Origin of the sequence: Streptomyces sp. ICC1 (genome assembly GCF_003287935.1) — a bacterium.
GTDB lineage: Bacteria > Actinomycetota > Actinomycetes > Streptomycetales > Streptomycetaceae > Streptomyces > Streptomyces tritrimontium.
The window spans coordinates 6673547-6695276 of sequence record NZ_CP030287.1; the positions used below are offsets into that span (position 1 = coordinate 6673547).

26 protein-coding genes and 2 pseudogenes are annotated in these 21730 nt (G+C 73.2%); 13 read left to right on the plus strand and 15 right to left on the minus strand.

Annotation, left to right across the window (positions count from 1 at the left end; all coding sequences use genetic code 11):
* The first annotated feature begins 144 nt into the window (after positions 1-144).
* From DRB96_RS31275 to DRB96_RS31290, 5 genes are all read left to right on the plus strand, one after another.
* Complete coding sequence (locus DRB96_RS31275; protein WP_112451486.1) at positions 145-585, plus strand: SRPBCC family protein; 441 nt, start codon at positions 145-147, stop codon at positions 583-585.
* 124 nt (positions 586-709) lie between these two features.
* Complete coding sequence (locus tag DRB96_RS45195; protein ID WP_239516416.1) at positions 710-1231, plus strand: carotenoid oxygenase family protein; 522 nt, start codon at positions 710-712, stop codon at positions 1229-1231.
* On the plus strand, positions 1194-1457 hold the full coding sequence (locus DRB96_RS45200; RefSeq protein WP_239516417.1) for a carotenoid oxygenase family protein: 264 nt from the start codon (positions 1194-1196) through the stop codon (positions 1455-1457). The genes DRB96_RS45195 and DRB96_RS45200 overlap by 38 nt, the downstream gene beginning before the upstream one ends.
* A 147-nt stretch (positions 1458-1604) precedes the next feature.
* Positions 1605-2096 (plus strand): hypothetical protein, encoded by a 492-nt coding sequence (locus DRB96_RS31285; RefSeq protein WP_112451487.1) that lies wholly within the window; start codon positions 1605-1607, stop codon positions 2094-2096.
* 212 nt (positions 2097-2308) lie between these two features.
* Positions 2309-3040, plus strand: a complete 732-nt coding sequence (locus DRB96_RS31290; protein WP_112451488.1) for a hypothetical protein — start codon at positions 2309-2311, stop codon at positions 3038-3040.
* A gap of 126 nt (positions 3041-3166) precedes the next feature.
* On the opposite strand, the pseudogene DRB96_RS45205 reads toward DRB96_RS31290, so the two are convergent.
* Together DRB96_RS45205 and DRB96_RS31300 are read right to left on the minus strand one after the other, a co-directional pair.
* Positions 3167-3415, minus strand: a pseudogene (locus DRB96_RS45205) (MFS transporter); the annotation flags it as partial.
* A 41-nt stretch (positions 3416-3456) separates the two neighbouring features.
* Complete coding sequence (locus DRB96_RS31300; protein WP_112451489.1) at positions 3457-4485, minus strand: NAD(P)/FAD-dependent oxidoreductase; 1029 nt, start codon at positions 4483-4485, stop codon at positions 3457-3459.
* A gap of 88 nt (positions 4486-4573) precedes the next feature.
* Here DRB96_RS31300 and DRB96_RS31305 point away from each other — a divergent pair, with 88 nt between their 5' ends.
* From DRB96_RS31305 to DRB96_RS31320, 4 genes are all read left to right on the plus strand, one after another.
* The gene (locus DRB96_RS31305) at positions 4574-5209 is read left to right on the plus strand and encodes an XRE family transcriptional regulator (protein WP_112451490.1); all 636 of its coding nucleotides are present in this window, start codon (positions 4574-4576) and stop codon (positions 5207-5209) included.
* 164 nt (positions 5210-5373) lie between these two features.
* Positions 5374-6324, plus strand: coding sequence for a class I SAM-dependent methyltransferase (locus DRB96_RS31310; protein WP_112451491.1), 951 nt, complete (start codon positions 5374-5376; stop codon positions 6322-6324).
* A gap of 95 nt (positions 6325-6419) precedes the next feature.
* Complete coding sequence (locus tag DRB96_RS31315) at positions 6420-6686, plus strand: hypothetical protein (RefSeq protein WP_162688803.1); 267 nt, start codon at positions 6420-6422, stop codon at positions 6684-6686.
* Positions 6687-6794: 108 nt separating this feature from the next.
* Positions 6795-7904 (plus strand): protein kinase, encoded by a 1110-nt coding sequence (locus DRB96_RS31320; protein ID WP_162689107.1) that lies wholly within the window; start codon positions 6795-6797, stop codon positions 7902-7904.
* A gap of 363 nt (positions 7905-8267) precedes the next feature.
* Here DRB96_RS31320 and DRB96_RS31325 read toward each other — a convergent pair whose 3' ends face one another.
* The 7 genes from DRB96_RS31325 to DRB96_RS45210 form a co-directional block, all read right to left on the minus strand.
* Positions 8268-8987: an AAA family ATPase gene (locus tag DRB96_RS31325; RefSeq protein ID WP_343234623.1), complete on the minus strand. Its 720-nt coding sequence runs from the start codon at positions 8985-8987 to the stop codon at positions 8268-8270.
* A gap of 240 nt (positions 8988-9227) precedes the next feature.
* On the minus strand, positions 9228-10148 hold the full coding sequence (locus DRB96_RS31330; protein ID WP_112451495.1) for a dienelactone hydrolase family protein: 921 nt from the start codon (positions 10146-10148) through the stop codon (positions 9228-9230).
* A gap of 200 nt (positions 10149-10348) precedes the next feature.
* Positions 10349-10645, minus strand: a complete 297-nt coding sequence (locus DRB96_RS31335) for a hypothetical protein (protein WP_112451496.1) — start codon at positions 10643-10645, stop codon at positions 10349-10351.
* A gap of 91 nt (positions 10646-10736) precedes the next feature.
* Positions 10737-11513 carry an isocitrate lyase/phosphoenolpyruvate mutase family protein gene (locus DRB96_RS31340; RefSeq protein WP_112451497.1) on the minus strand — a complete coding sequence of 259 codons (777 nt, stop codon included), beginning with the start codon at positions 11511-11513 and terminating at the stop codon, positions 10737-10739.
* Positions 11510-12259, minus strand: a complete 750-nt coding sequence (locus tag DRB96_RS31345) for a GNAT family protein (protein ID WP_112451498.1) — start codon at positions 12257-12259, stop codon at positions 11510-11512. The genes DRB96_RS31340 and DRB96_RS31345 overlap by 4 nt, the downstream gene beginning before the upstream one ends.
* A gap of 47 nt (positions 12260-12306) precedes the next feature.
* Positions 12307-13518: a cytochrome P450 gene (locus tag DRB96_RS31350; RefSeq protein WP_112451499.1), complete on the minus strand. Its 1212-nt coding sequence runs from the start codon at positions 13516-13518 to the stop codon at positions 12307-12309.
* Between the two features lie 140 nt (positions 13519-13658).
* Positions 13659-13922, minus strand: coding sequence for a hypothetical protein (locus tag DRB96_RS45210; protein ID WP_343234624.1), 264 nt, complete (start codon positions 13920-13922; stop codon positions 13659-13661).
* Here DRB96_RS45210 and DRB96_RS45215 point away from each other — a divergent pair.
* Entirely contained in the window at positions 13873-14376 is a 504-nt protein-coding gene (locus DRB96_RS45215; protein WP_239516402.1) for a hypothetical protein, read from the plus strand. The genes DRB96_RS45210 and DRB96_RS45215 overlap by 50 nt on opposite strands.
* A gap of 26 nt (positions 14377-14402) precedes the next feature.
* Here DRB96_RS45215 and DRB96_RS43290 read toward each other — a convergent pair whose 3' ends face one another.
* Both DRB96_RS43290 and DRB96_RS31360 read right to left on the minus strand, forming a co-directional pair.
* Positions 14403-14651: a hypothetical protein gene (locus tag DRB96_RS43290; protein ID WP_162688789.1), complete on the minus strand. Its 249-nt coding sequence runs from the start codon at positions 14649-14651 to the stop codon at positions 14403-14405.
* 40 nt (positions 14652-14691) lie between these two features.
* On the minus strand, positions 14692-15684 hold the full coding sequence (locus tag DRB96_RS31360; protein WP_112451501.1) for a hypothetical protein: 993 nt from the start codon (positions 15682-15684) through the stop codon (positions 14692-14694).
* Positions 15685-16010: 326 nt separating this feature from the next.
* On the opposite strand from DRB96_RS31360, the gene DRB96_RS31370 reads away from it, so the two are divergent.
* On the plus strand, positions 16011-16679 hold the full coding sequence (locus DRB96_RS31370) for a deoxynucleoside kinase (RefSeq protein WP_112451503.1): 669 nt from the start codon (positions 16011-16013) through the stop codon (positions 16677-16679).
* Positions 16680-16733: 54 nt separating this feature from the next.
* Here the strand turns inward: DRB96_RS31370 and DRB96_RS31375 are convergent, their stop codons facing one another.
* Both DRB96_RS31375 and DRB96_RS31380 read right to left on the minus strand, forming a co-directional pair.
* On the minus strand, positions 16734-18146 hold the full coding sequence (locus DRB96_RS31375) for an amidase (RefSeq protein WP_112451504.1): 1413 nt from the start codon (positions 18144-18146) through the stop codon (positions 16734-16736).
* 176 nt (positions 18147-18322) lie between these two features.
* Complete coding sequence (locus tag DRB96_RS31380) at positions 18323-19111, minus strand: GNAT family N-acetyltransferase (RefSeq protein ID WP_204357857.1); 789 nt, start codon at positions 19109-19111, stop codon at positions 18323-18325.
* A 171-nt stretch (positions 19112-19282) separates the two neighbouring features.
* On the opposite strand from DRB96_RS31380, the gene DRB96_RS31385 reads away from it, so the two are divergent.
* Together DRB96_RS31385 and DRB96_RS31390 are read left to right on the plus strand one after the other, a co-directional pair.
* On the plus strand, positions 19283-19447 hold the full coding sequence (locus tag DRB96_RS31385; RefSeq protein WP_162688790.1) for a hypothetical protein: 165 nt from the start codon (positions 19283-19285) through the stop codon (positions 19445-19447).
* A gap of 106 nt (positions 19448-19553) precedes the next feature.
* Positions 19554-20384, plus strand: a complete 831-nt coding sequence (locus DRB96_RS31390) for a class I SAM-dependent methyltransferase (RefSeq protein WP_112451507.1) — start codon at positions 19554-19556, stop codon at positions 20382-20384.
* A 48-nt stretch (positions 20385-20432) separates the two neighbouring features.
* On the opposite strand, the pseudogene DRB96_RS31395 reads toward DRB96_RS31390, so the two are convergent.
* Both DRB96_RS31395 and DRB96_RS31400 read right to left on the minus strand, forming a co-directional pair.
* A pseudogene (locus DRB96_RS31395) lies at positions 20433-20804 on the minus strand (helix-turn-helix domain-containing protein); the annotation flags it as partial.
* 100 nt (positions 20805-20904) lie between these two features.
* Positions 20905-21684: an enoyl-CoA hydratase/isomerase family protein gene (locus tag DRB96_RS31400; RefSeq protein ID WP_112451508.1), complete on the minus strand. Its 780-nt coding sequence runs from the start codon at positions 21682-21684 to the stop codon at positions 20905-20907.
* Positions 21685-21730 lie beyond the last annotated feature (46 nt).

Genomic DNA, 21730 nt, shown 5'->3' on the forward strand with positions numbered 1-21730 from the left:
GCCCGGCCGGACGGCTGGGCTTATCGGCGGGGCTTGTCGGCGGGGCATACGGCCCGCCGTTTCTTGGCAGTCAAATGTGAGTGGTTAGCCACTCACTCATTCAACACATGCACTCGTGCACGTCACCCGAGAGGAAGAGCAGCCATGTTCACCATCGACGAGACCGCTCCCGTCATCGTCCGCCTGTCCACCCTGATCGACGCCCCGCTGGAGCGGGTCTGGGCCCTGCACGCCGACATCGACGCCTGGCCGAGCTGGAACGCCGACGTCGACCAGGCCGAGCTCGACGGCCCGCTGCTGCCGGGCAACTCCTTCAGCTGGAAGACGCACGGACTGGACATCACCTCCACCGTCCGCGAGATCGTCCCCGGTGAGCGGCTGGTCTGGGGCGGCCCGGCCGGCGGCATCGAGGGCGTCCACGTGTGGACCTTCGAGCGGACCGGCGGCCAGGTGCGCGTCAGCACCGAGGAGTCCTGGAGCGGAGCCCCTGTCGACGCCGCGGCCGCCGAGCTCGGCCAGGCCCTGCGCGACTCCCTGACCGCCTGGCTCGCCGCCCTCAAGGCCCGCGCCGAGCGGACCGGCTGACGCCCGGCGCCCCACGGCGTCGCCCGCCCGCCGCGGCCGTGGCCGTTGCCATCGCCCCGCCCATCACCACCGCCACGGCATCCGGCTGCGCGAGGGCCGCGCCGAGTGGTACCGCAACCGCTGGGTGCGCACCCCCGCCCTGGAGGGCGCCCCGTACCTGACCGAGCACGGCCCCGATCTGACGGCCGGCACCGCCGGCACCCACGACTTCGACGGCAAGCTGCGCGGTGCGATGACCGCGCATCCGAAGACCGACCCGGCCACCGGCGAACTGCACCTCTTCGGCTCCTCGCCGTTCCCGCCGCACCTCACGCACCACGTGTCCGATGCCGAGGGGCAGCTCACCCACAGTGCCGACGTACCGGGGGCGACCGCCTCCCTCAAGCACGATTTCGCCCTCACCCGCAACCACGTGGTCTTCATCGAGGGGACGGTCACCTTCGACCCCGCCGAGCACTCCGGCATCCCCTACGGCTGGAACGACGCGCAGCCGGCCCGGATCGGCGTCATGCCCCGAGGCCCGGCTCTCCTGGAACTGGTGGGTCTGCGCCCCCGGCCGCGGTACCGAGCCCAACACCCGCTCCCACAACCGCCGATGGGTCGTCGACGTGGCCGCCGGCCGCGTCGACGAGCAGACCCTCGATGACCTGGCCATCGAATTCACCGCGCTCAACGAGGAGTTCATCGGCACCGAGCACCGCTACCAGTACGCGGTCTCGTTCCCCGACCAGGACGGCCGTGGTCGTCCCCTCCTGGTCCTGGACGCGTCCGGCCTCGACCGGATCGCCGCGGTCCACCTCCCTCGCCAGGTCGCCGACGGCATCCACGGCTCCTGGATCCCCGACAGCGCCCTCGACGGCTCCGACCGCTGACGGGTGTCGCCTGGAGGCCCGGGGAGGCCGAGTCCCCGGTGTGGCGTGACGGGGCGCCGGGAGGTCCACTGTGAAAGCGTGTGCACTCGTGAGGGTCGGGTAAGCGCGCCGAATCGACCCACAGAGCCGGGCAGGAAGGCATTCGACATGGCGGAGAGCCACCACCAGATCCTGTTGATCACGTTCGCGAAGGCGCAGGCCGCCCGGGCGGCCTACGAGGACGCCGTCGGCCTGCCGGGGCTCCGGCAGGCCGCCGTGCTGGAACGGTCGGCCGAAGGACTGCTCGACGTACCGGAGAGCCACGTCTCGGGCGCGGGAGTCCCCACCGCGGGCGCGGGTCTGGCCGGCGGTCTCCTGGGGCTGGTGGGCGGCCCCATCGGCGTCTTCCTCGGCGCGGCCGCCGGGGTGGCCCTGGGCGGCGCGGCGGAGGACCTGCGGATGCAGGAGGGCGGTGCGGGCATGATCATGCTGAGCAGCCGGGTGGAGGACGGAGCCGCCCTGCTCATCGTCGACCTGCGCGAGTCCGAGCCGGAGCCCGCCGACGAGCTCGCCCGGCGGCACGGCGGAACCCTGGAACGGCTGAGGGCGAAGGAGTTCGCCGCGCAGGTGCGCGCCGCCGAGCAGGCGGCCGGCGGTTAGGCCGTCCGGCCGACTCCTGAGCGACGGTCGGGGGCGAACCCGACCCCCTTGGGGTCGGGTTCGCCCCCGGCCGGGTTCCCGACCGGTGCCGCGGCCCTGCTCGGCGCGGGGGAGGATATCGTGACGTGGGGGCCGGATAGGCCTCCTTGACGGCGATCCCGATCATGACGAGGCGCCGAGCGGTGTGGTGTCGGAACGAGGGGGAGGAACCGATGGGCACGGCCGACGAGGGATGGCAGTGGCCCGACGAGGCCAGTGTCGACAACGCGAGGACGACGCTGCTGCGGCTCCTCGCCCGGTCGGGGGTTCCTTCGGATGACGCGCGGGAACTGATCGGGCTCCTCGAGGCCGGCGCACTGGCCCTCGCGTACGAGGAGCTGAGCGGCGGCGGCCGCACCGCGCCGGGGGACAAGGGCGAGGCGTACGAGTCGGGCTGGCTCGACGGCGCCGGGGACCTTTTGACGGAGCTCGGCGCGGTCACCGAGCGGACCCTGCTCCAGGTCGTGAGCCCGGACGGGGAGCAGAGCCCGGCCGGGGAGCACCCGCGGGCCGGGCGCATGGAGGTGGAGCGGGCGCAAGTGGCGCTCACGCCCCTCTACCTGTCGTTCACCGCGGTCTCGGAGCTGGATCCGGAGGCGACCGACGAAGTGCTCGGGGCCGTCCTCGCCACGATGAGCCCCCGCCAGCGCGCCCGGTACGCCGGGCGGCTGACGGAGTTCGCCGCCGCCCACCGGTCCCGGCTGGAGCGGCTGTTCGCGGCGTTCGGACCGGGCAGCGCCATCGCGGTGCACGGCCGCTTCTCGCTCGTCCACTCCGTCGCGAGCATCGCCGTGCTGGAGCGGCTCGTCGTCGCGCCGCAGGCGCTGCGGGAGGAGTGGGACGCGGCGGAGCTGCCGCCTGCGTGGCTGGACGGACTGATGACCGCCTGGAACGCCCCGGCCTGACGGTCCGACCGGGTCGCCGAGCCGCCGGGTGCGGCGCGAGTCAGCGCGGGGCGAGCGTCCCGGCGGATTCCGGGTCCTGGGCCGACACCGACACCGGGACCGGGGTCGGGGTCCTCGGGCCGCGGGTGTGCCGAACTCACGGGTGACGTCGTTGAGTGCGGAGGCGACGCCCTGGCGCTCACGCGGCAGGGAGCCGGTGACGGCCTCGGTGGACGGCGTCATCGCCAGGCCCGTGCCGACGCCCATGGCGAGCATGCCGGGAAGGACCGACGGGTAGCCGCCGCCGACGGAGACGGTGCCGGCCATGAGGGCCGGGCCGGCGCCGGCCGGCAGGATGCCGGCGGCCATGGTCGGGCGTGCGCCGGCGCGCGCGGCGGTCGGGTCGGGAGCCGACGCGAGTGTGTGCCCGGCGTGCGTCAGGCGGTGGCGGCGGCGCTCACGCCTGCGGTGAGGGCGGCGACGGCCGCGTCGGCGTCGGCCATCGCGAGGAGGGCGTTGATCTGCGCGCCGGCCAGGGCGCCGGCCGCGGCGGAGGCCCCGACCTGGGCGGTGGGGTCGGTGGCGTTGCCGGCCACCCACACCCCCGGCACGCCGGTGCTGCCGCCCGCGCCGGAGGCGAAGCGCCGGCCGCCGCCGGGCAGGTCCTCCATGGGCAGGGCCAGGCCCGCCAGGCCCTCGGTCCGGGCCCGCATCGTGGTGGCGACCGCGAGGACGCGGCGGGCGACGACCTGCCCGTCGGCCAGGCGCACACCGGCGATGGCGCCGTCCTGGTCCTCCACCACCGCCACCACCCCATCGGCCGGGGTGTCGACGACGCGGATGCCGCGAGCGGCGAAGCGCGCACGGGTCTCGGCATCCAGCCCGGTGCCGCGCGTGAAGTAGACGAGGTCGTCGGTGAGCTGGCGGAACAGCAGGGCGTGGTGGACCGAGGCGGGGCCGGTGGCGAGGACGCCGATCGGCTCGTCGCGCACCTCCCAGCCGTGGCAGTACGGGCAGTGGACCACGCCGCCGCCCCAGTGCCCGGCCAGCCCCGGTACCTCGGGCAGCACATCGCGCAGGCCGGTGGCCACCAGCAGGCGGCGCGCCGTCAGGGTGCGGCCGTCGGCCAGGGTGACGCTGAAGCGCAGGTCGCCGTCGGCGGTCGGCCCGGCAGGCTCGGCGGCGGTGACCTCGCCGGAGACGATGAGGCCGCCGTAGCGGCGCACTTCCTCGCGGCCCCGCCCGTACAGTTCGGCGGGCGGGGTGCCGTCCAGGCCGAGCAGGCCGTGCACGCCCTGGGCGGGCGCGTTGCGCGGGGTGCCGCTGTCGATCACGACGACCGAGCGGCGGGAGCGGGCGAGCATCAGCGCGCCGTTCAGCCCCGCGGCGCCGCCGCCGATCACCACGGCGTCGACGGTTGCGTTCGGCAGCGGGTCGGTCCCGTAGGCGGCAGTGGTGGTGTTCATGTCGTCGGACTCCTTCTTCCGTGCCGGCCCCGGTGGGCTTGGGCCGTCTGCACACGACGCTAACCCGGACTTGCAGCACGGGCATACGATGTTGCGCATGACGCAAGAAGACGGTGATCTGGACAGCCTGGTACGCAAGCGGATCCGCGCCCTGCGCGTGGCCCAGGGCTGGTCCCTGGAGGAGCTGGCCGTGCGGGCCCGGCTCAGCCAGTCCACGCTCAGCCGGATCGAGAACGGCCAGCGCCGCCTGGCGCTCGACAGCCTCGTCACCCTCGCCCGCGCGCTGGACACCACCTTGGACCAGCTCGTCGAGACCGCGGCCGACGACGTCGTCACGAGTCCGGTGATCGACGGCGCCCACGGGCTGATGCGCTGGCCGGTGAAGGGCGACCCGGGCATGACCGTCGTCCGCCAGCGCATGACCGAGCCGCCGCCGGACAACCCCGCCCGCATGCGGGCGCACCCCGGGCGCGAATGGCTCGTGGTCCTGTCCGGTACGGCGATCCTGCTGCTGGGGCACCGCCGGTTGCGCATCGAGACCAACCAGGCGGCCGAGTTCCCCACGATGATGCCGCACGCGATCGGGGCGGAAGGGGGGCCGTGCGAGATCCTGGGCATCTTCGACCGTGATGCCCGGCGCGGCCACCAGCGCGACAGCGGTGGCGGTGGCGGTGGCGGTGGCGCAGGCAGGGACGGTGATCCCCGGGGGTCGGACGACCATTGAGGGCGCGGAGGCGCGGAGGCGCGTCCCGTGAACCGCTGACCGCTGACCGCCGACCGCTGATCCGTGCGGGCGCGTCTTGCGCGTCCGGCAGCCCGCTCGACCATCTCCTTGCGTAACTGGCAACCCGTCGTGCTCCCAGCGCATGAGCGCCTTACGGTGGATCCATGACCCACGCACACCACGCCCAGCACGCAGACGCCCAGCTCGGACACGCCCAGCTCGGACACGCCCAGCTCGGACACACTCCGCACGGACACGCCCAGCACGGGAATCCCGAGCACGGCCACCACCAGCACGAGGACGAAGGGCAGGGCCAGGCGGAGATCCTCGACCTGGACGCGGAGGTCCTCGGCGAGCACATCGCCGCCATCACCGCGTGGCTGCCCCTGCAGGTGGCCCCGCGCCGCATCGTGGATCTGGGCTGCGGGACGGGAGCCGGCACCTTCGCCCTGCTCGACCGCTTCCCCGACGCCCACGTCACCGCCGTCGACTCCTCGGCCGGGCACCTCCAGCGCCTGCGGGAGAAGGCGTGCGCCCGGGGCGTGGACGATCGCGTCCGTACCGTGCGGGCAGACCTCGACGCCGCCGAGTGGCCCGACCTCGGCACGCCGGACCTGGTGTGGGCCTCGGCCTCGATGCACCACATGGCAGACCCCGACCGCGCCCTGCGCCAGGTCCGCGAACTGCTCGCCCCGGGCGGCCTGTTCGCCGTCGTGGAGCTGGCCGGCTTCCCGCGCTTCCTGCCGGAGGGCGCCCCGGAGGAGCGGCCCGGACTGGAAGAGCGCTGCCACACGGCGAGCGACGGCCACCACGCCGAGCACGTTCCCCACCGCGGCGCCGACTGGGGGCCGAAGCTCACCGGCGCCGGATTCACCCTCGACGGCGAACGCGTGGTCACCGTGGACATCGACGGCGCGCACAACGAGGCGGTCGCCGCGTACGCCCTCGGCAGCCTGCGGCGCCTGCGCCTCAGCGTCGCCGACGCCCTCGCGCCCGAAGACCTCACGGCGCTCGACCGGCTGCTCGACACCGACGGACCCCAGAGCGTCCTGCGCCGCGAAGACCTCGTCGTACGGACGGAGCGCACGGTCTGGGCGGCACGCCGCGGCAATTGATCCGAGACGCACCCTCGACAGGGTCCAGGGTGACTCCACCGGCTGGTCCGTACGCCCGGGCGTCCGGACAACGTACGCGGAGGCAGGGGGAGTTCGTGGATTCATTGCGGCCCGGTGACCCGTCGGAGATCGGCTGCTACCGTCTGCTGGCCCGGCTCGGCGAGGGAGGCATGGGCGAGGTGTTCCTGGCCCGGACGGCGTCCGGCCGGCCGCTCGCCCTGAAGACCGTGCACCGGGAGCTGAGCCGGGATCGGGACTTCGCCGACCGCTTCGCACGGGAGATACGCGCCAACGACCGCGTACGTTCCGCGTGGACGGTCTCCGTGGTGGATTTCAGCGCCCCGGGGTCGTCCCAGCACTAGCGACGGAGTACGTCGCCGCGCCGTCGCTGGGCGACTGGGTGCACCGGCGCGGGCCGCTGGCCACCCCGGCCGTGGTGTGCCTGGCCCGGGAGCTGGCTGCCCGCGCTCGTGGCGGTACGGGCGGCGGGTGTGGTCCACCGCGACATCAAGCCGGCGAACGTACTGCTCGGCCGGGGGCGGCCGTTCCTCATCGGCTTCGGCATCGCCCGCGCCGTGCGCGACCCGCGCCACACCCAGACGGGAACGGTCATCGGCACGCCCGGCTACCTCGCGCCCGAGCAGGCGACCGGAGCGGTGGCCGCGGCGCCGGCGGACGTGTTCTCGCTCGCCGCGGTACTCGTCTACGCGGCGACCGGCCGCAGCCCCTTCCTGGCCCGTGGCGAGCAGCTGGAACTCCCCGGCCTCCTGTACCGGATCGTCCACGAGGAGCCCCTCCTCGACGGCGTTCCGCACGAGCTCCTCGCCCTGGTGGGGGAGTGCCTCGCCAAGGATCCGGACCGGCGCCCGACCGCCGAGGAGGTGCTCGCGCGGGTCGGTGCCGCGGGGGAGGAGTGGAGCGGGGCGGTGTCACCGGACCTGGTGGCGGACGTGGCCGACCGGGAGGCAGCCCTTCGGGGGACCCTGGCCGAACCCCGGCCGCCCGCCCGGCCGTTCGCCCCGGCAGCCGCCCCGCCGCAGCCGTCCTTCGGGCCCGTTCCCGTGGCGCCGATGCCCCCTTCGACGGCTCCCGGGACTCCGCTGCCCCACCCCGCTCCCGCCGGGCGTCGACGTCCGCACCTGGTGCTGGGCGCCGCCGTCCTCGCCGCGGCCGTCACCTTCGCGCTCACCACGCCCTGGGCCGGTACGTGGACCGGCGTCGGACCCGGCACCCCGGACGCGGACGGAGTCACCCGGGCGAGGACGGGCAGGTTCTCCGTCACGGTCGCGCTGAACCGAGGGGCCGTGGGCGACCTCGTGGGCCGGCAGGTCAGCGAGGTGACGGAGGTCGCCACCGGACGCAACCTGGGGTGGACGGAGGCCCTCGCACTACGGCAGGTGAGCGGGGACAGGGCGGTCTTCGCGGCGGCGACCAGCCATCCGACCGACCCCGCGGCCACCTTCGACTGCCCGAAGGGCAACCTCTACGTGCTGACCCTGGCGGCGCCCGGCCGGCCGGCGCTGGAGACGGAAGGAGCCCGGTCGGCGGGCGCCCCCGAGGCCCTGACCCGCAGCCGCTGAGCCGGGGCCCGGGTCGGGCCGGAGGTGACGTACCGGACCGGGCCCGCGCCGACGGCGGCGCATCATCCGGCCGTGACGGGCCAGAAGCGCCCTCATGAAGCGAAGTTGCGGTTCCTCCGTGCGCGACGCCTGGCCGCTCCTGCTCCTTCCCGTCCAGGCGGCCCTGATGGTCGGCCTGGGACGGCTGGTCACCGGGCCGGCCTCCCGGCACTGGCCGCTGTCGGCCGAGGGATCGTCCGGCCGCGCCCTGGAGGAGCGCCGCGCCGCGGCCGCCACCGGGGTCTCGGGGTGGATCTCCGCGCTCGCCGGTACGCAGGCCGTCGTCGGCCCTGGCTCTTACCCGCCTCTGACGCTGCCGACGAGCTACCCGCGTGGCTCGGGGAGGGGCGCGCGTCCCGCCAGCTGGTCGGGGGTGAGCCGGCCGGCCGCCGCGCTGAGGATCAGCGGATTCCCGGCAGCCTCGCGCCGCAGCTCCTCCCGTACGGCGGGAGCGGCTCGGCCGTCGGTCAGCCGGTCGATGAGGGTGGTGGCGGCGCGGTCACCGAGCGGGCCGAGCCGTAGCCGGTCGAGCCCGCCCAAGTGGCCGTCGCTCGCCTGAGGTTGGCCTTCGGTGAGTAGTGCGGAGACCCTGCGGCCGGGTTCGAGTCGACGGGCGGCGAAACCGAGCGCCGCCCGTGAGTCGCGGTCCCAGAGATGGGCGTCGTCGACGCAGACCAGCAGTGGACGGCGCGCTCCGAGGGTGCGGAGCAGGTCGAGGAGCGCGGTGGGCGCGAGGTCGGCGCGCAGGGCGTCGGAGGCCTCCGGGGGGAGCGGGCCGGGGGCCGAGCAGAGCAGCGCGTGCAGACCGCTGTAGGGCAGCGGCCGTTCGGCGGGCGCGGCGCGGGCGTACAGGACGGGCCCGTCGCGGTAGCCGTCCATGGCGTGCCGCACGAGGGCGGTCCGGCCGAGTCCGGGCGGGGCGCTGAGTACGAGCGTGCTGCCGTGCCCGTGTCTCAGGTGGCTCAACAGGGTGTCCAGAGCGGCCAGTTCGCTGTCCCGGCCGTACAGCGGGAGCGGTTTGCGCACGGTCGTCGATGAGGTCACGGCCGTGTACGTTACTTCCGCGTAACCGGGCCCGGAAGCCTCGTGTCAGCCCGTGACGCGGCGGCCGCGGACGTACTGGACCGGCTCCCAACGGGATGCGCCGTCCGCTGTGCGGGAACACAGGCCGCTCCCTCGTACGGCCGTCGCCCACGGCTCCACGCGTTTCCGCGCGGAGCCGTGGGCGACCGGACCGTCGGGTGTCAGAAGGTGTCAGAAGGTGTCAGGACGCGTGAGGAAGCGTCAGGAGGTGTGCGGGCAGGTGCCGCGGTACTCCTCGACGGTCAGGCTCGGGCGCGGCAGCGGGCAGAGGAACTGCTCGTAGCGGGTGTCGTTGTCGATGAACCGCTTCAGCCAGGAGAGGCTGTACTTGGCGATGGTCGTGTTCGAGGTGTTCGGTGTGGTGTGCGTGGCGCCGTTGAGCTCCAGGTACGCCTTGTCGAGGGTGCCGGGCAGCGAGGTGTAGAAGGGCTCCGAGTGCGTGGCGACGGGGGCGATGGTGTCCCCGTCGGCGCCCACCACCAGCGTGGGCGTCCGTACCCCGGACCACGTCTTGTCGGTGTTCCATCCGGTCAGCGGGATCGCCGCCTGCAGCGACGGGCGGGCCCTGGCGGCCTCCAGGGCGCCGCCTCCGCCCATCGAGTGGCCCATGACGCCGAGCCGCGTGCTGTCGACCCGGCCGCGGACGGCGCTGCTCCCGGTCAGGTAGTCGAGCGCCGCGAGGAGCTGCTCGCCCCGGCTCGCGGGCTGGTCGTAGCGAGAGTTGGTGTCGATCGTGAAGACGACGAACCCCTGTGAGGCGAGGCGGGGGCCGAGCCAGGCGATGCTGGACTGGCCGGCGGTGAAACCGGGCGATACGGCGATGGCTCCGAAGGTGCCGTCCGCGGTGGAGGTCGGGTAGTAGATGGTGCCGCCGCCGAAGCCCGAGACGCTCAGCGAGGAGACGCTGGTCTGGCTGACGGAGTAGGAGCCGCGGGAGGCCTCGATGCTCGCGACGGTGGGGGCGGGACCGCGTTCGTACGGGTTGTCGGCGGCGTGGGCGCCGGGCATCAGCGCGGTGAACAGGGTGGTGGTCAGGAGGGCTGAGGCCAGACCCGTCCGGACCGTGCGCGAACGGCCCGTCGCGGTGGGCCGGCGGCGCGGGAAGAGGGGGAGGTGTCGCACGGGGGTCCTCTCGGCTGTGGGGGAGCCACGCCGGCGGGGGATCGAGGACCGCGGTCCTCGGCTGCCGGGTGTACCGGGTGGCTGCCGCCGGGGGAATCGGCGGTAGGAACACGGTGGTGGTGGACCCGGTGCGCACGCATCGGCAAGTTCACCGGTTCTCTCCGGCGGGAGCCGCGCGTCGGGCACCGGCGGCACGGCTTCTACCCGGCGGCGGGAACCGGTCGGTTGCCGCCCAGCCGGGCACGAGTCAGATGGTCGGCCTGCTCCGACAAGCGCGCGCGCCGTTCCGGGTCCTCGGACCACTCGAGTTCCCCGCGAAGCGCCAGCTCGGTACGCATCACCGTCGCCCGGGGAACCGGCACCCGCTGCCCCGGCTTCTCCGTGAAGGGCTGCAGCTCCGACGCCGCCGCCCGGGCCTCCCGTGACGTGCAGCGGCGGAGCGAGAGGAATACCAGGGCAAGCCACTCGGACGGTACTTTTACGATGGAATCGGTCATAAGAAGGCAACGACCGGGGGCAACCTTGGTGACGGGTACCGCGCCACCAATCTGCAGGCGCGCGTGCTCGAACCCGTGCCCGTGCCCGCGCTCACAGGCCCCGGCGGCTGAGGGCGTCGACTTCCGCGTAGCCGGGGATGCCGGTGGGCAACGCGCCGCCGTCGCGTACCGCGAGGGCCGTGGTGACCGCGGCGTGCAGGGACGCGCGGAAGAGCAGGGAGCCGGTGCTGACACGGCGCACGCCCAGGTCGGCCAGGCGGCGCAGGCCGAGGGCGGGGTCGTACAACACGTTGACGGGCAGCGGCAGGGCGGCCGTCACGGCGGCGATGTCCTTCTCTTCGGCCATGCCGGGCACGAAGATCCCGTCGGCGCCCGAGTCCGCGTACCGCCGCGCGCGCTCCAGCGTCGCGGGCACCGAGGCGTCGGCGCCCGACCAGTAGGTGTCCGTACGGGCGTTGACGAAGACCGCGGGCGCCCGGTGCTTCACGACCCGGATCAACTCCGCCAGCGTCAGGGGGTCGGCCAGCCGGTCACCGCGGCCGTCCTCGATGTTGATCCCGGCGACGCCCAGGCCGGCGAGCTCGGACACGAGGTCGCCCACCTCTCCCGGATCGCTGCTGAAACCGGCCTCGATGTCGACGGTGACCGGACACCGCAACCGGACCAGCCTCGCCGCCAGCGCGAGGGTCTCCTCGCGGGCCAGTCCCGCGGCGTCCGGCAGCCCGCTGCTCGCGGCCACGCCGAGGCTGGTCGTGCCCACGGCGGCGAACCCGGCGTCGGCCAGCGCCGCGCCCGAGGCGAAGTCCCAGGCGTTGGGCAGCAGCAGCGGCCCGTCCGCGTGGTGCAGCGCGTGGAAGTCGGTACTCAACGGATCTCCTCCTCACCCGGACCGCCGACGGGCGGCTGCCCGCGGCGCACTTCGGCGAGGGACCGGCGCTGCGCCCCCCGGTCGTCGAAGTTCGAGGGCGACAGCCAGGACTCCAGGGCCCGCTTGTTCGCGGGCCACTCGGTGTCGATCACGGAGTACCAGGCGGTGTCCCGGTTGCGGCCCTTGTAGACGACGGCCTGCCGGAAGACGCCCTCGAAGGTGAAGCCCAGGCGCTGAGCCGTCGTGCGCGAAGGGGTGTTGAGGCTGTCGCACTTCCACTCGTAGCGCCGGTAGCCGAGGTCGTCGAACACGTACCGCATGGCCAGGAACTGCGCCTCGGTCGAGACCGGGCTGCGCTTCATCAGCGGCGAGAACATCACGTTGCCGACCTCGACGACGCCGTGGTCCGGATCCTGGCGCATCAGCGAGAGCGTGCCGACCGCGGTGCCCCGGCCGAGGTCGATCACCGCGTAATGCCGCGGGTCACTGCCGGCCGCCGCCTCTTCGGCGTAGCGGTGGTAGGCCCGCGCGTCCGTGAACGGCCCGGTGAACATGTACGTCCAGTCCCGCGGGTCGGGCCCGCTGGAGTAGGCCGCGTGCAGCTCGGCGGCGTGCCGGTCCGCGTCCAGCGGCTCGAGCCGGCAGTACGCGCCGCCGAGCGTGACCGCGGCGGGCAGCGGACGCCGTGACCAGTGGGGCACCGGTTCACCGACACGCTGGCCGTACTCGTTGAGACGCAAGGGCATGTTCTGTTCTCTCCTGGCTGGGGCCTGCCGGGGGCCGGCCGGGCGGCTCACCAGCGTACGGGTAGCTCCCGTACGCCGCGGATCAGCATTCCGGGGACCCATGGCAGCGTCTCGTCCTCGGCGTCGCGGGCCAGGCCGGGGAAGCGCTCCAGCAGGGAGCGCAGCGCGATGCGGCCCTCCATGCGGGCCAGCGGCGCGCCCAGGCAGTGGTGCAGTCCGTGGCCGAAGGCGATGTGGCCGCGGGCGTCGCGGTGGATGTCGAAGCGGCCCGCGTCCTCGAAGCGGGCCGGATCGCGGTCCGCGTCGGCCATGGAGATCAGCACGGTGGAGCCCGCCGGGATCACCACCCCGCCCATCTCCACGTCCTCCAGCGCGAGTCGCTCGGTGGAGTTCTCGACCGGCCCGTCGTGGCGCAGCATCTCCTCGAGCGCGCCGTCCAGCAGGCCGTCGAGGTCCGCGCGCAGTGCGGCGAACTGCTCGGGGTGGTCGAACAGGGCGCGCAGGCCGTTGCCGATCATGTTGACGGTGGTCTCGTGCCCGGCGATGAGCAGCAGGACGCTCATGCCGATCAGCTCGTCCGCGCCGAGCCGGTCGCCGCCCTCGTCGACGGCGTGGATCATTCCGCTGAGCAGGTCCTGGCCGGGGGCGGCGCGCTTGGCCTCGATGAGTCCGCTCAGGTACTGGGGCATCTGCGCGTACGCGGCGCCCTCGGCCTCGGGGCTGGTCGGAGCGACCATCTCGTTGGACCAGGAGCGGAAGGCCTCGCGGTCCAGCTCCGGGACGCCGAGCAGCTCGCAGATGACCGTCATCGGGAGCGGGAAGGCGAAGGCGTCGACGAGGTCGCCCCGGCGCCGCGGGTCGGCCTCCATCGCGTCGAGCAGTTCGTCGGTGATCTGCTGGATGCGCGGCGCCAGGGCCGCTATGCGGCGCGGGGTGAACTCGCGGGATACCAGGCGGCGCAGCCGGGTGTGGTCCGGCGGGTCGGCCATCAGCATGTGTGCGAGCGCGGGGTGGTCCTGGTCGGCGTTGATGATCTGGCCGACGGTGCCGGAACGGCGCCAGTCCCGGCTCAGCCGTGGATCGTTGAAGGCCGCGCGGCAGGCGTCGTGCCCGACGACCAGCCAGGTCTCCCGGCCGCCGGGTGCGCGCACGTGGTGGACGGGCCCCTGTGCACGGAGCTTCGCGTAGACCGGGTACGGGTCGCGCACGAAGTCCGGGCTGATGTCCAGTAAATCGACGATGGCGGGCTGGTGCGTCATGTTTCGTTCCCCCTGAATCGAGCATGCCTTGCGACGTTGTCCGTCGGCACGTCAATTCTCCATGCTAGCCGCGGCGATGCCGGGCAGGTCAGCCGGGGGATGACGGCTCAGCAGCGGCTCAGCAGCTGCTCAGTAGCTGCTCAGTAGCGGTCGGCGGCGATGAGCGGCCCGTAGTGGCGGCCGGGGATGGGGCGGTGGAGGTCGCCGAAGAATCCGTATCCCGGACGGCGTTCGTTGGAGGCGTGGGCGTCGTTCACCAGGGTCCGCAGGTTGCGCGCCGGGGTGGAGGCGCCGCAGCGGTGGGTGTGGACGCACAGGGCGAGGACGCCGGCGACCACCGGGGAGGCGAAGCTGGTGCCCAAAGCGACGGCATGGTGGGCGGGGAGGGGGAAGTTGCTCTCCATGCACACGCCCGGGGCCGCGAGCGTGTGGCGGCTTCCCGTCGTAGTCGGCGATCGCGGTGGCGGTGATCACGCCGGCGTCATCGGCGACCCTGACGGACCACAGCGGTGTCCCCGGTGCCACCCCGACCAGCCCCTGACCGTCATCACGGGCGCCGATGATCCCGGCGACCAGGCTGCCGTGCCCGTTGTGGTCTTCGAGGCTGAGGCCCGGTACGACGGGGCTGCCGCTGAGGCAGTCCACCCCGCCGGGCACGTCGAGGTCCGGGACGTCGGCCGCGACTCCGCCTTCGAACACGGCGACCTTGACGTCGACGGAGCCCTTGCCGTCGCCCGAGCGGGTGGAGGAGCGGTCGGCGCGGATCCGGTCCAGGTACAGCGGTTGGCACTGGCGGTCCACGGGGGAGGCCTGGCAGTCGAAGGCCGTCACGGGCGGGCGCGGCGGGAGGCGCGGTAGGTGCGCTGCGAGGAGACGAAGCGGACCTACGGGTCCTTGGCCAGGGCGGTGGCCTGGGACGGGGTCATGGTCGCCGCGTAGCCGTGCACGGCGCGCGTGTGGACGGACGTCATCGTCCAGCCCGCGCTCCGCATCTGACTCCTCGCGGTGGCCGCCGGGCTCGCCACCGAGTCCTTGAGGACCACGATGTATCCCCGGCCCTCGGCTGCCGCCGCACCGTGGACGGGAATGCCGGACAGGCCCAAGGCAGCCGTCGCCGTCGCCGTCGCCGTCACCGTCGCCGACGGCGTCCGCGTCGGCCGGCCCCGGCCGGCGTCACTGCATGTTCTGCACGTGCGGATGATCGTACGAAGCCGTGCACACGTACAGCTGCATGCTGTAGCCGCGGCCGATGTCGAGCTGCGTGGCGTGCGCCGGGCCGAGGGAGTGCAGACCGTCGTAGCCGGCGTCCTCGACCGGCCGCCAGCTGCCGCTGCCGCCGTCCCACTCGCTGCCGTCGATGGTGAGCAGCGGCCGGACGTCGGCGCCGCACTCGGGGCAGGCCATGGGGAAGGGGTCGGAGAAGCTCCACGGCGCGTGGCCGCCGACCTTGCAGCCCGGGGCCACGCAGAGGTCGTACTGGTAGGCGACGGCGTGCTCGTCCTCCCAGGCCTCGATCCGACGGGCCAGCTCCTCGCCCAGCTCGTGAGGGGCCGGGTATTCGGTCACCGTCTCGGGGTGCAGCACGCAGGGTTCGGGCAGGTAGGTGTCGCTGCCCACGACCGGCGGCCGCGGGGCGGCGCCGAGCGGATCGGTGACATCGGCGGCGGTCCGCCAGCGCAGTGCGGCCCGGGGCAGGTGATCCTCGTGGTGGTCGAACGCGCACCACAGCACCTGCAGCAGATCGGTGCCGTCCGGGCGCGGCAGACCGGGCATGTCGGCGGCGTAGAACTGGGCCACCGGCACCATCGGGACCGGGCCGTCGAGGGGGATCCGCGACCCCGTGCCGGCGCGGTCGACCGTCGCGCGTTCCTCCGCGCTCAGCAGGTCGGCGTCCTTCTCCCTGGGGCGACGCCATGCCTCGGCGAGAATCCGCCGCCGCAGCCGTACGTCCTCGGGCGCCAGGCCGTGCTGCGAGGGGCCGCGGTGTTCCGGGCACGTGGGCCATGGTTCCCGTGCCGGCCACAGCAGGGGACCGCCGATGGAGCTGTCCGCTGCCGTCGGTGCGCCGGCGCGCGGATGCAGCCGTAGAGCGGTGCGGGCCAGTGGTGCGAGCTCGGGGAAGTGCGCTGTCACGTCGACCGGGCGGGGCGGAGTGGTGCGGGCCATGCGCGAGAGCCTACGTCCCGCCTTCGGCGGCCCCTGCGTGCAGGGGGGTGCAGGGGGTGCGGGCGCTCTGGCGGGCGTGGGGCGAAGCGTCATTTATGCTTCAGGGCGGCCGCGGGACGGTGGCTCGTCGCCGTACGCGGCGACTGCGGAGCGGTCCGGCCGGTCGAGGCGGGTGTCCCGCGTCGGGGCCCTGGGTCCGGACGGGGGCCACGTGACGCTGATCATGAAGATCTCGGGAATCGAGTGACCGCCGACGCGCGTCTCAGTGGTGTGGGGCACCCAGCCCCACCGCCCGCGAACAGAAGACCCCCAGGGAGAAGTGAGGTATGGCAGTGATCTGCGTCGGAGGCATGATCGGGATCGGCAAGACGAGCGTGGCCGAGCTCCTCGCCAAGGAGCTGGGCAGCGAAGTCTTCTACGAGAGCGTGGACGACAACCCGATCCTTCCGCTCTTCTACACGGCGAGCCCCGAGGAGATCCAGGCCAAGCGGTACCCCTTCCTGCTCCAGCTCTACTTCCTGCAGACGCGGTTCGCCTCGATCAAGGAGGCGTACCGGCAGGGCGACAACGTCCTGGACCGGTCCATCTACGAGGACTGGTACTTCGCCAAGGTCAATCACGACCTGGGCCGGATCAGCTCCCTCGAGATGGGGGTGTACGAGGGGCTGCTGGGCGAGATGATGCGCGAGATCGACGGCCTGCCGTACCGCAAGGCACCCGATCTCATGGTCTACCTCAAGGCCGACTTCGAGACGGTGCTGCACCGCATCGGGCTGCGGGGCCGTGACTTCGAGCAGGACGAGAGCCTCGTCGCGTACTACCGGACGCTCTGGTCCGGCTACGACGACTGGGTGCACAAGCACTACTCGGCCAGCGACGTCCTCGTCGTCGACATGAACCACACGGATGTGGTGAACAACCCCGAGGACGCGGCCCGCGTGGTGCGGGAGGTCAAGGACGCGTTGGCGGCGGGCAGGCTCCGGGCTTCCTCCTGACGGTCCCGGGTGCCGGGCCGGCCGCCGGGGATCGGCGGCCGGCCCACCCCGGTGTCACTGGTCCTGGATGCGCCGGAAGGGCCGGTCGGCCTCCAGCTCGAACGCGATCTCCAGCAGCTTCCGCTCGCCGCCGGGGCGGGCGGCGAACATGACCCCGATGGGCAGGCCGTCCGTCGTGCTCGCGGCGGGCACCGAGATGGACGGAGTGCCGACGACGTTGTCGACCGGGGTGAACGCCACGTACGCGAGGATCCGCTCGATCAGCTTCGCGTAGGGAACGGCCGGGCTGAGGTGGCCGATCGGCGGCGTGGTGTGGGCGAGCACGGGCGACATCACGAGGTCGAGCCCGCGGAAGGACGCCGCATACGCCTCCTTCGTACGCTTCAACCGCCGCACCACGCCGGGGGTACGCCGCCAGTTCCGCAGGTACTCCTCGCGCAGCCCCTGGCTGAGGCCGTCCATGCGACGGCGGTCGAAGTCGGCGCCGAGGGTCCGGCCCGTGACGCCGAGGAGGAAGGACATCATCCCCCAGTAGGTGAGGAAGTCGTCGGTGAAGCTCGGGTCCATGCCCAACTCCACCGGCTCCACGGTGTGTCCGAGCCGTCCGAGGGTCGCCGCGGTCTCCAAGACCGCCGCCCGGGTGGAGGCGTCGGAGTGGACACCGTTCGGCGAGTCCAGCACGAACCCGATGCGCAGCCGTCGCTCCGAGGGGCCTTCGACCAGGCCGACGGGCGCCAGCTCGGGGCTCCGCCGGTACGACTCCGCGGCGGCGAGGAACGCGGCGGCGTCCCGCACGGAACGGCTCACGATTCCGTCGGAGATGATGTCGATCGGCAGCGGGCGGCTCAGGGCGCTCCCCACGACGCGGCCACGGCTCGGCTTGAGGCCGACGAGTCCGCAGCAGGCGGCGGGTATCCGGATCGAGCCGCCTCCGTCGTTGGCGTGCGCGATCGGCACGGCACCGGCCGCGACCAGCGCCGCGCTGCCGCCCGACGAACCGCCCGCCGAGTAGCCCGTGTGCCAGGGGTTGCGGACCGGCTCCGCGCCGTCGTACTCGGTGGTCGGACTGAACCCGAACTCGGGCAGCCGGGTCTTGCCCAGGACCGTGACGCCGCTGCTCAGGAACTGCCGGGTGAACGGCGCGTGCCGCGCGGCCGACCGCGGCCGGAAGGCGGCGCTGCCGTGGCCCGTGGGCAGTCCCTGGTAGTCGGTGTTGTCCTTGACGAAGGTCGGCACTCCGGCGAAGGCGCCGCCCGTTCCGGCGGGGTGCGCCGGGCCGTCGACGTGCACCTGGACCGCGCGCAGCCGCGCGTCGACCGCCCGCACCCGCTCCCCGGCGTCCCGGGCGGCCTCGGCGGGGGAGACGTCGCCCCGCCGGATCGCCGCGGCGAGACCGACGGCGTCGTGCTCTCCCAGGGCGTCGTCCCGGAACGCGTGCACGATGGCCTGTTCGTCGAAATTCGTCACTGCTGCCTCAGCCCCCGCGGTGTGGATGGTCGCCCGCCATCATTCCCTACCGTCGGGTAACACGCGAGGAGTTCGCCCGGAGTTCGCCCGTTCATTCGAGCCGTCGCCGATGCCGCGTGAGCAAGAGGACCTTGCGGACGCGCCTCTTGCGGACGCGCCGCTTGCAGGCGCGCCTCTTACGGGCGCGCCGTGAAGACCGCCTCCGCGAACTCCGTGACCTCGGTGAAGCCGAGCCGGCGGTAGAGGCCGACGGCGGTGGCGTTGTCCGCACGGACGTTGAGCCCGATGTGATCCACGCTCTTCCCCAGCCGACGGCACAGCTCGGCGACGCAGGCGCCGCCCGCACCCTGCCCGCGCACCCGCGGATGCGTGGCGACGTTCCCGATCGCGGCGACCCGGTACGCGGCCGAGTGGACGTGTACGCCCGCCACGGCGACCAGGCGGCCGGCCTGCCGGGCACCGACGTACTGGCCGGTGTCGAGCATCCGGTGGTCGAACCAGTTGCCCGGGTACGCCTGCTCGAACAGTTCGAGCAGTTCCGGCAGATCCTCCCGGCCCAGCGGGGCCGGGAGCCACGGTCCGACCGGGTGCCGCTCGGCCAGGTCGGGCTCGGTCAGCGCCATCCGCAGCAAGGTGCCGTGCGGCTGTACGGCGTACGCGGACTCCAGCACCTTCCCGGCGCTCCCGGTCAGGTGCGCGAAGAAGCGCCGGGGGAGTACGGGCAGCAGCGCCCCGGCCAGATCCTCCAGGGCGGAGGCCTGCCCCGGGCGGGTGAAGCCGAGCAGCGTCGGGATGTCGCCGACCGAGTACAGCAGCGCCACCGGGCCGTCCTCGGAGACCGTGTACCAGCTGGTGTGGGACCACAGCAGGTCGTCGAGGTCGCCGAGTTCCATCAGGTGCATCGCCGGATCCCGTTCGAAGCGGGCGGCCAGGGCGGATCGGTCGTGGAGGCTGCGTAGGATCACCCGCCCAGAATACGGTGACGCCCCATCCGGTTCGGCGGCGAGGTGCGACCGGCGGCCGGGGCCGGACTGTCGTGGTGCAGACTGGCGACCGAACCCGCACGACATCCGGTGTGCGGGTGTATCGGCGCTGGTCACCGTGGGGGGACGAACATGGCGGCACTCGGTCTTGTCTTGTCCTTCGTGATCTTCGGCCTGCTGATCCTGGCCGGGTGCGTCGCCATCGCGTACTTCAGGCCACGGGAAGAGCGGGCCGGCTGCCTCCTCGTGTCAGGGAGCCTGTTCCTGCTGTGCGCGTTCTTGACGGCCTGGTTCCTCATCGCCGCGAACACGGCATGATCCTCGGCCGTGGGCGTACGGCACCGCGTCCCGGGGTCCGCGGGCGCCACGGTGTCACCCTCATGGCCCTGACCCCGGGCCGTGCGCAGGCGCTAGTCATAGGGACATGAGCAACGAAAATGCACCCCCCGACCCCCTGAAGGCGAAGCACCGCGCGATGTGGGCGCTGGGGGACTACCCCTCCGTGGCGACGAACGTCGTCCACGGGCTCGGTGGCCAGCTGGTGCGGGCGTGCGGAATCCGGCAGGGCGACCGGGTGCTCGATGTCGCGGCCGGCTCCGGCAACGCGGCCATCCCCGCGGCCCTCCTGGGCGCCGACGTCATCGCCTCCGACCTCACGCCCGAGCTCCTGGAGGCCGGACGCCACCTCGCGGAGGCGTCAGCGGCCCGGCTGGACTGGCGGGAAGCGGACGCGGAAGCCCTGCCCTTCGCGGACGGCGAGTTCGACACGGTGATGTCCTGCGTCGGCGTCATGTTCGCGCCGCACCACCAGCAGGCGGCCGACGAACTGGTCCGGGTCTGTCGGCCGGGCGGCACCATCGGCCTGATCAACTGGACCCCCGAGGGGTTCATCGGGCAGATGTTCGCCACGATGCGTCCCTACGCTCCCCCGCCGCCGCCCGGTGTCCAGCCGCCGCCCCTGTGGGGCGACCCGGAACACGTGCACTCCCTGCTCGGGGACCGCGTGATCGACGTCGACGCCCGGCGGCAGCCGTTGCGCGTGGACCGGTTCGCGCGGCCGGAGGAGTTCCGGGAGTACTTCAAGGCCTGCTACGGGCCGACCATCGCCACGTACCGCTTCATCGCCGAGGACCCCGAGCGGGTGGCCGCCCTCGATGCGGCCCTCGACGACCTGGTCGCACGGCACCTCGTCGACGGAGCCATGGACTGGGAGTACCTCCTGGTCACGGCCCATCGGGCCGACAAGCCCGCGTAGTCCGGCTGCTGATCACGCGGGTCCCCGCCACCTCGGGGGCCCGCGCGATCACGCCTGGTGCTGGTGTTGCTCGTGCTGCCCGGAGGGGGCGGGGTGGGGGCGGGCGTGCGAGCGGAAGGTGCGCCGGTAGGTGTCCGGCGGGACGCCGACGGTCCGGTGGAAGTGCCGGCGCAGGGTGGTGGACGTGCCCATGCCGGTGGCCGTGGCGATGGTGTCGATGGTGGCGTCGGTGGTCTCCAACAACTCCTGGGCGTGGCGGATGCGCTGGGTGTGCAGCCACTGCAGCGGGGTGGTGCCGGTGAGCGACTTGAAGTGGCGGCCCAGATGCCGCGAGCTCATCCGTGCCTGCCGGGCCAGGTCCTCCACGGTGAGGGGTTCGTCCAGCCGCTGGAGTGCCCAGGGGAAGAGGTCGGAGAGGGGGCTGTCGCGCATCCACGTCTGACGCGGCTGACGATCTACCATCTCGGAAATGTGTATAAGAGCCAGTCACCCACCCGACCGAGCCCCGGCGGGGATGCGCCTAGTCCGAGAGGCCTGCCAGGTCGCGGAGGCGGCGGGCCTGGGCCGCGCGCTCCGCCGCGCGCTGGTCGTCGTACGTGCGCGAGCCCGCGTCCCGGAGCAGCGCCTTGACCTCGATCACCGCGTCCCGCGGCGGAGCCAGCAGCGCCGTGGTGAGGTCCTGGACCGCCGCGTCGAGTTCCCCGGCCGGGACGACCAGGTTCGCGAGACCCACCCGCTCGGCCTCCTCGGCGTGCACGAAGCGGCCCGTCGCGCAGATCTCGAGCGCGCGGGCATAGCCGACCAGCGAGGTCAGCGGCTGGGTGCCCCCGAGGTCGGGGACCAGGCCCAGCCCGGTCTCGCGCATGGCGAACTGCACGTCGTCCGCGACGACGCGCAGATCGCACGCGAGGGCAAGCTGGAATCCGGCACCGATCGCGTGCCCCTGAACCGCGGCCACGGAGATGATGTCGTTGCGCCGCCACCAGGTGAATGCCTCCTGGTACTCGGCGATGGTGGAGTCGAGCAGTTCCTGCGAACCGCGCGCCAGGTCAAGGAAGGACGGCTCGCCCTCGAAGCCTTCGGGGGTGAATGCCTGCCGGTCGAGCCCTGCGGAGAAGGACTTGCCTTCGCCGCGCAGCACGACGACCCGGACGGTGCCCGGCAACGACCGTCCGGCCTCCGTCAACGCCCGCCAGAGCGCGGGGGATTGAGCGTTTCGCTTGGCCGGATTGGTCAATGTCACCGTGGCGACCGTCTCGTCGACGGTGAGCCGTACGCCGTCCTTGTCGAGCAGAGCCATCTGTATGCCTCCGGTGGGTTGTGCGGTCGGTCGGCCGTGATCTCGG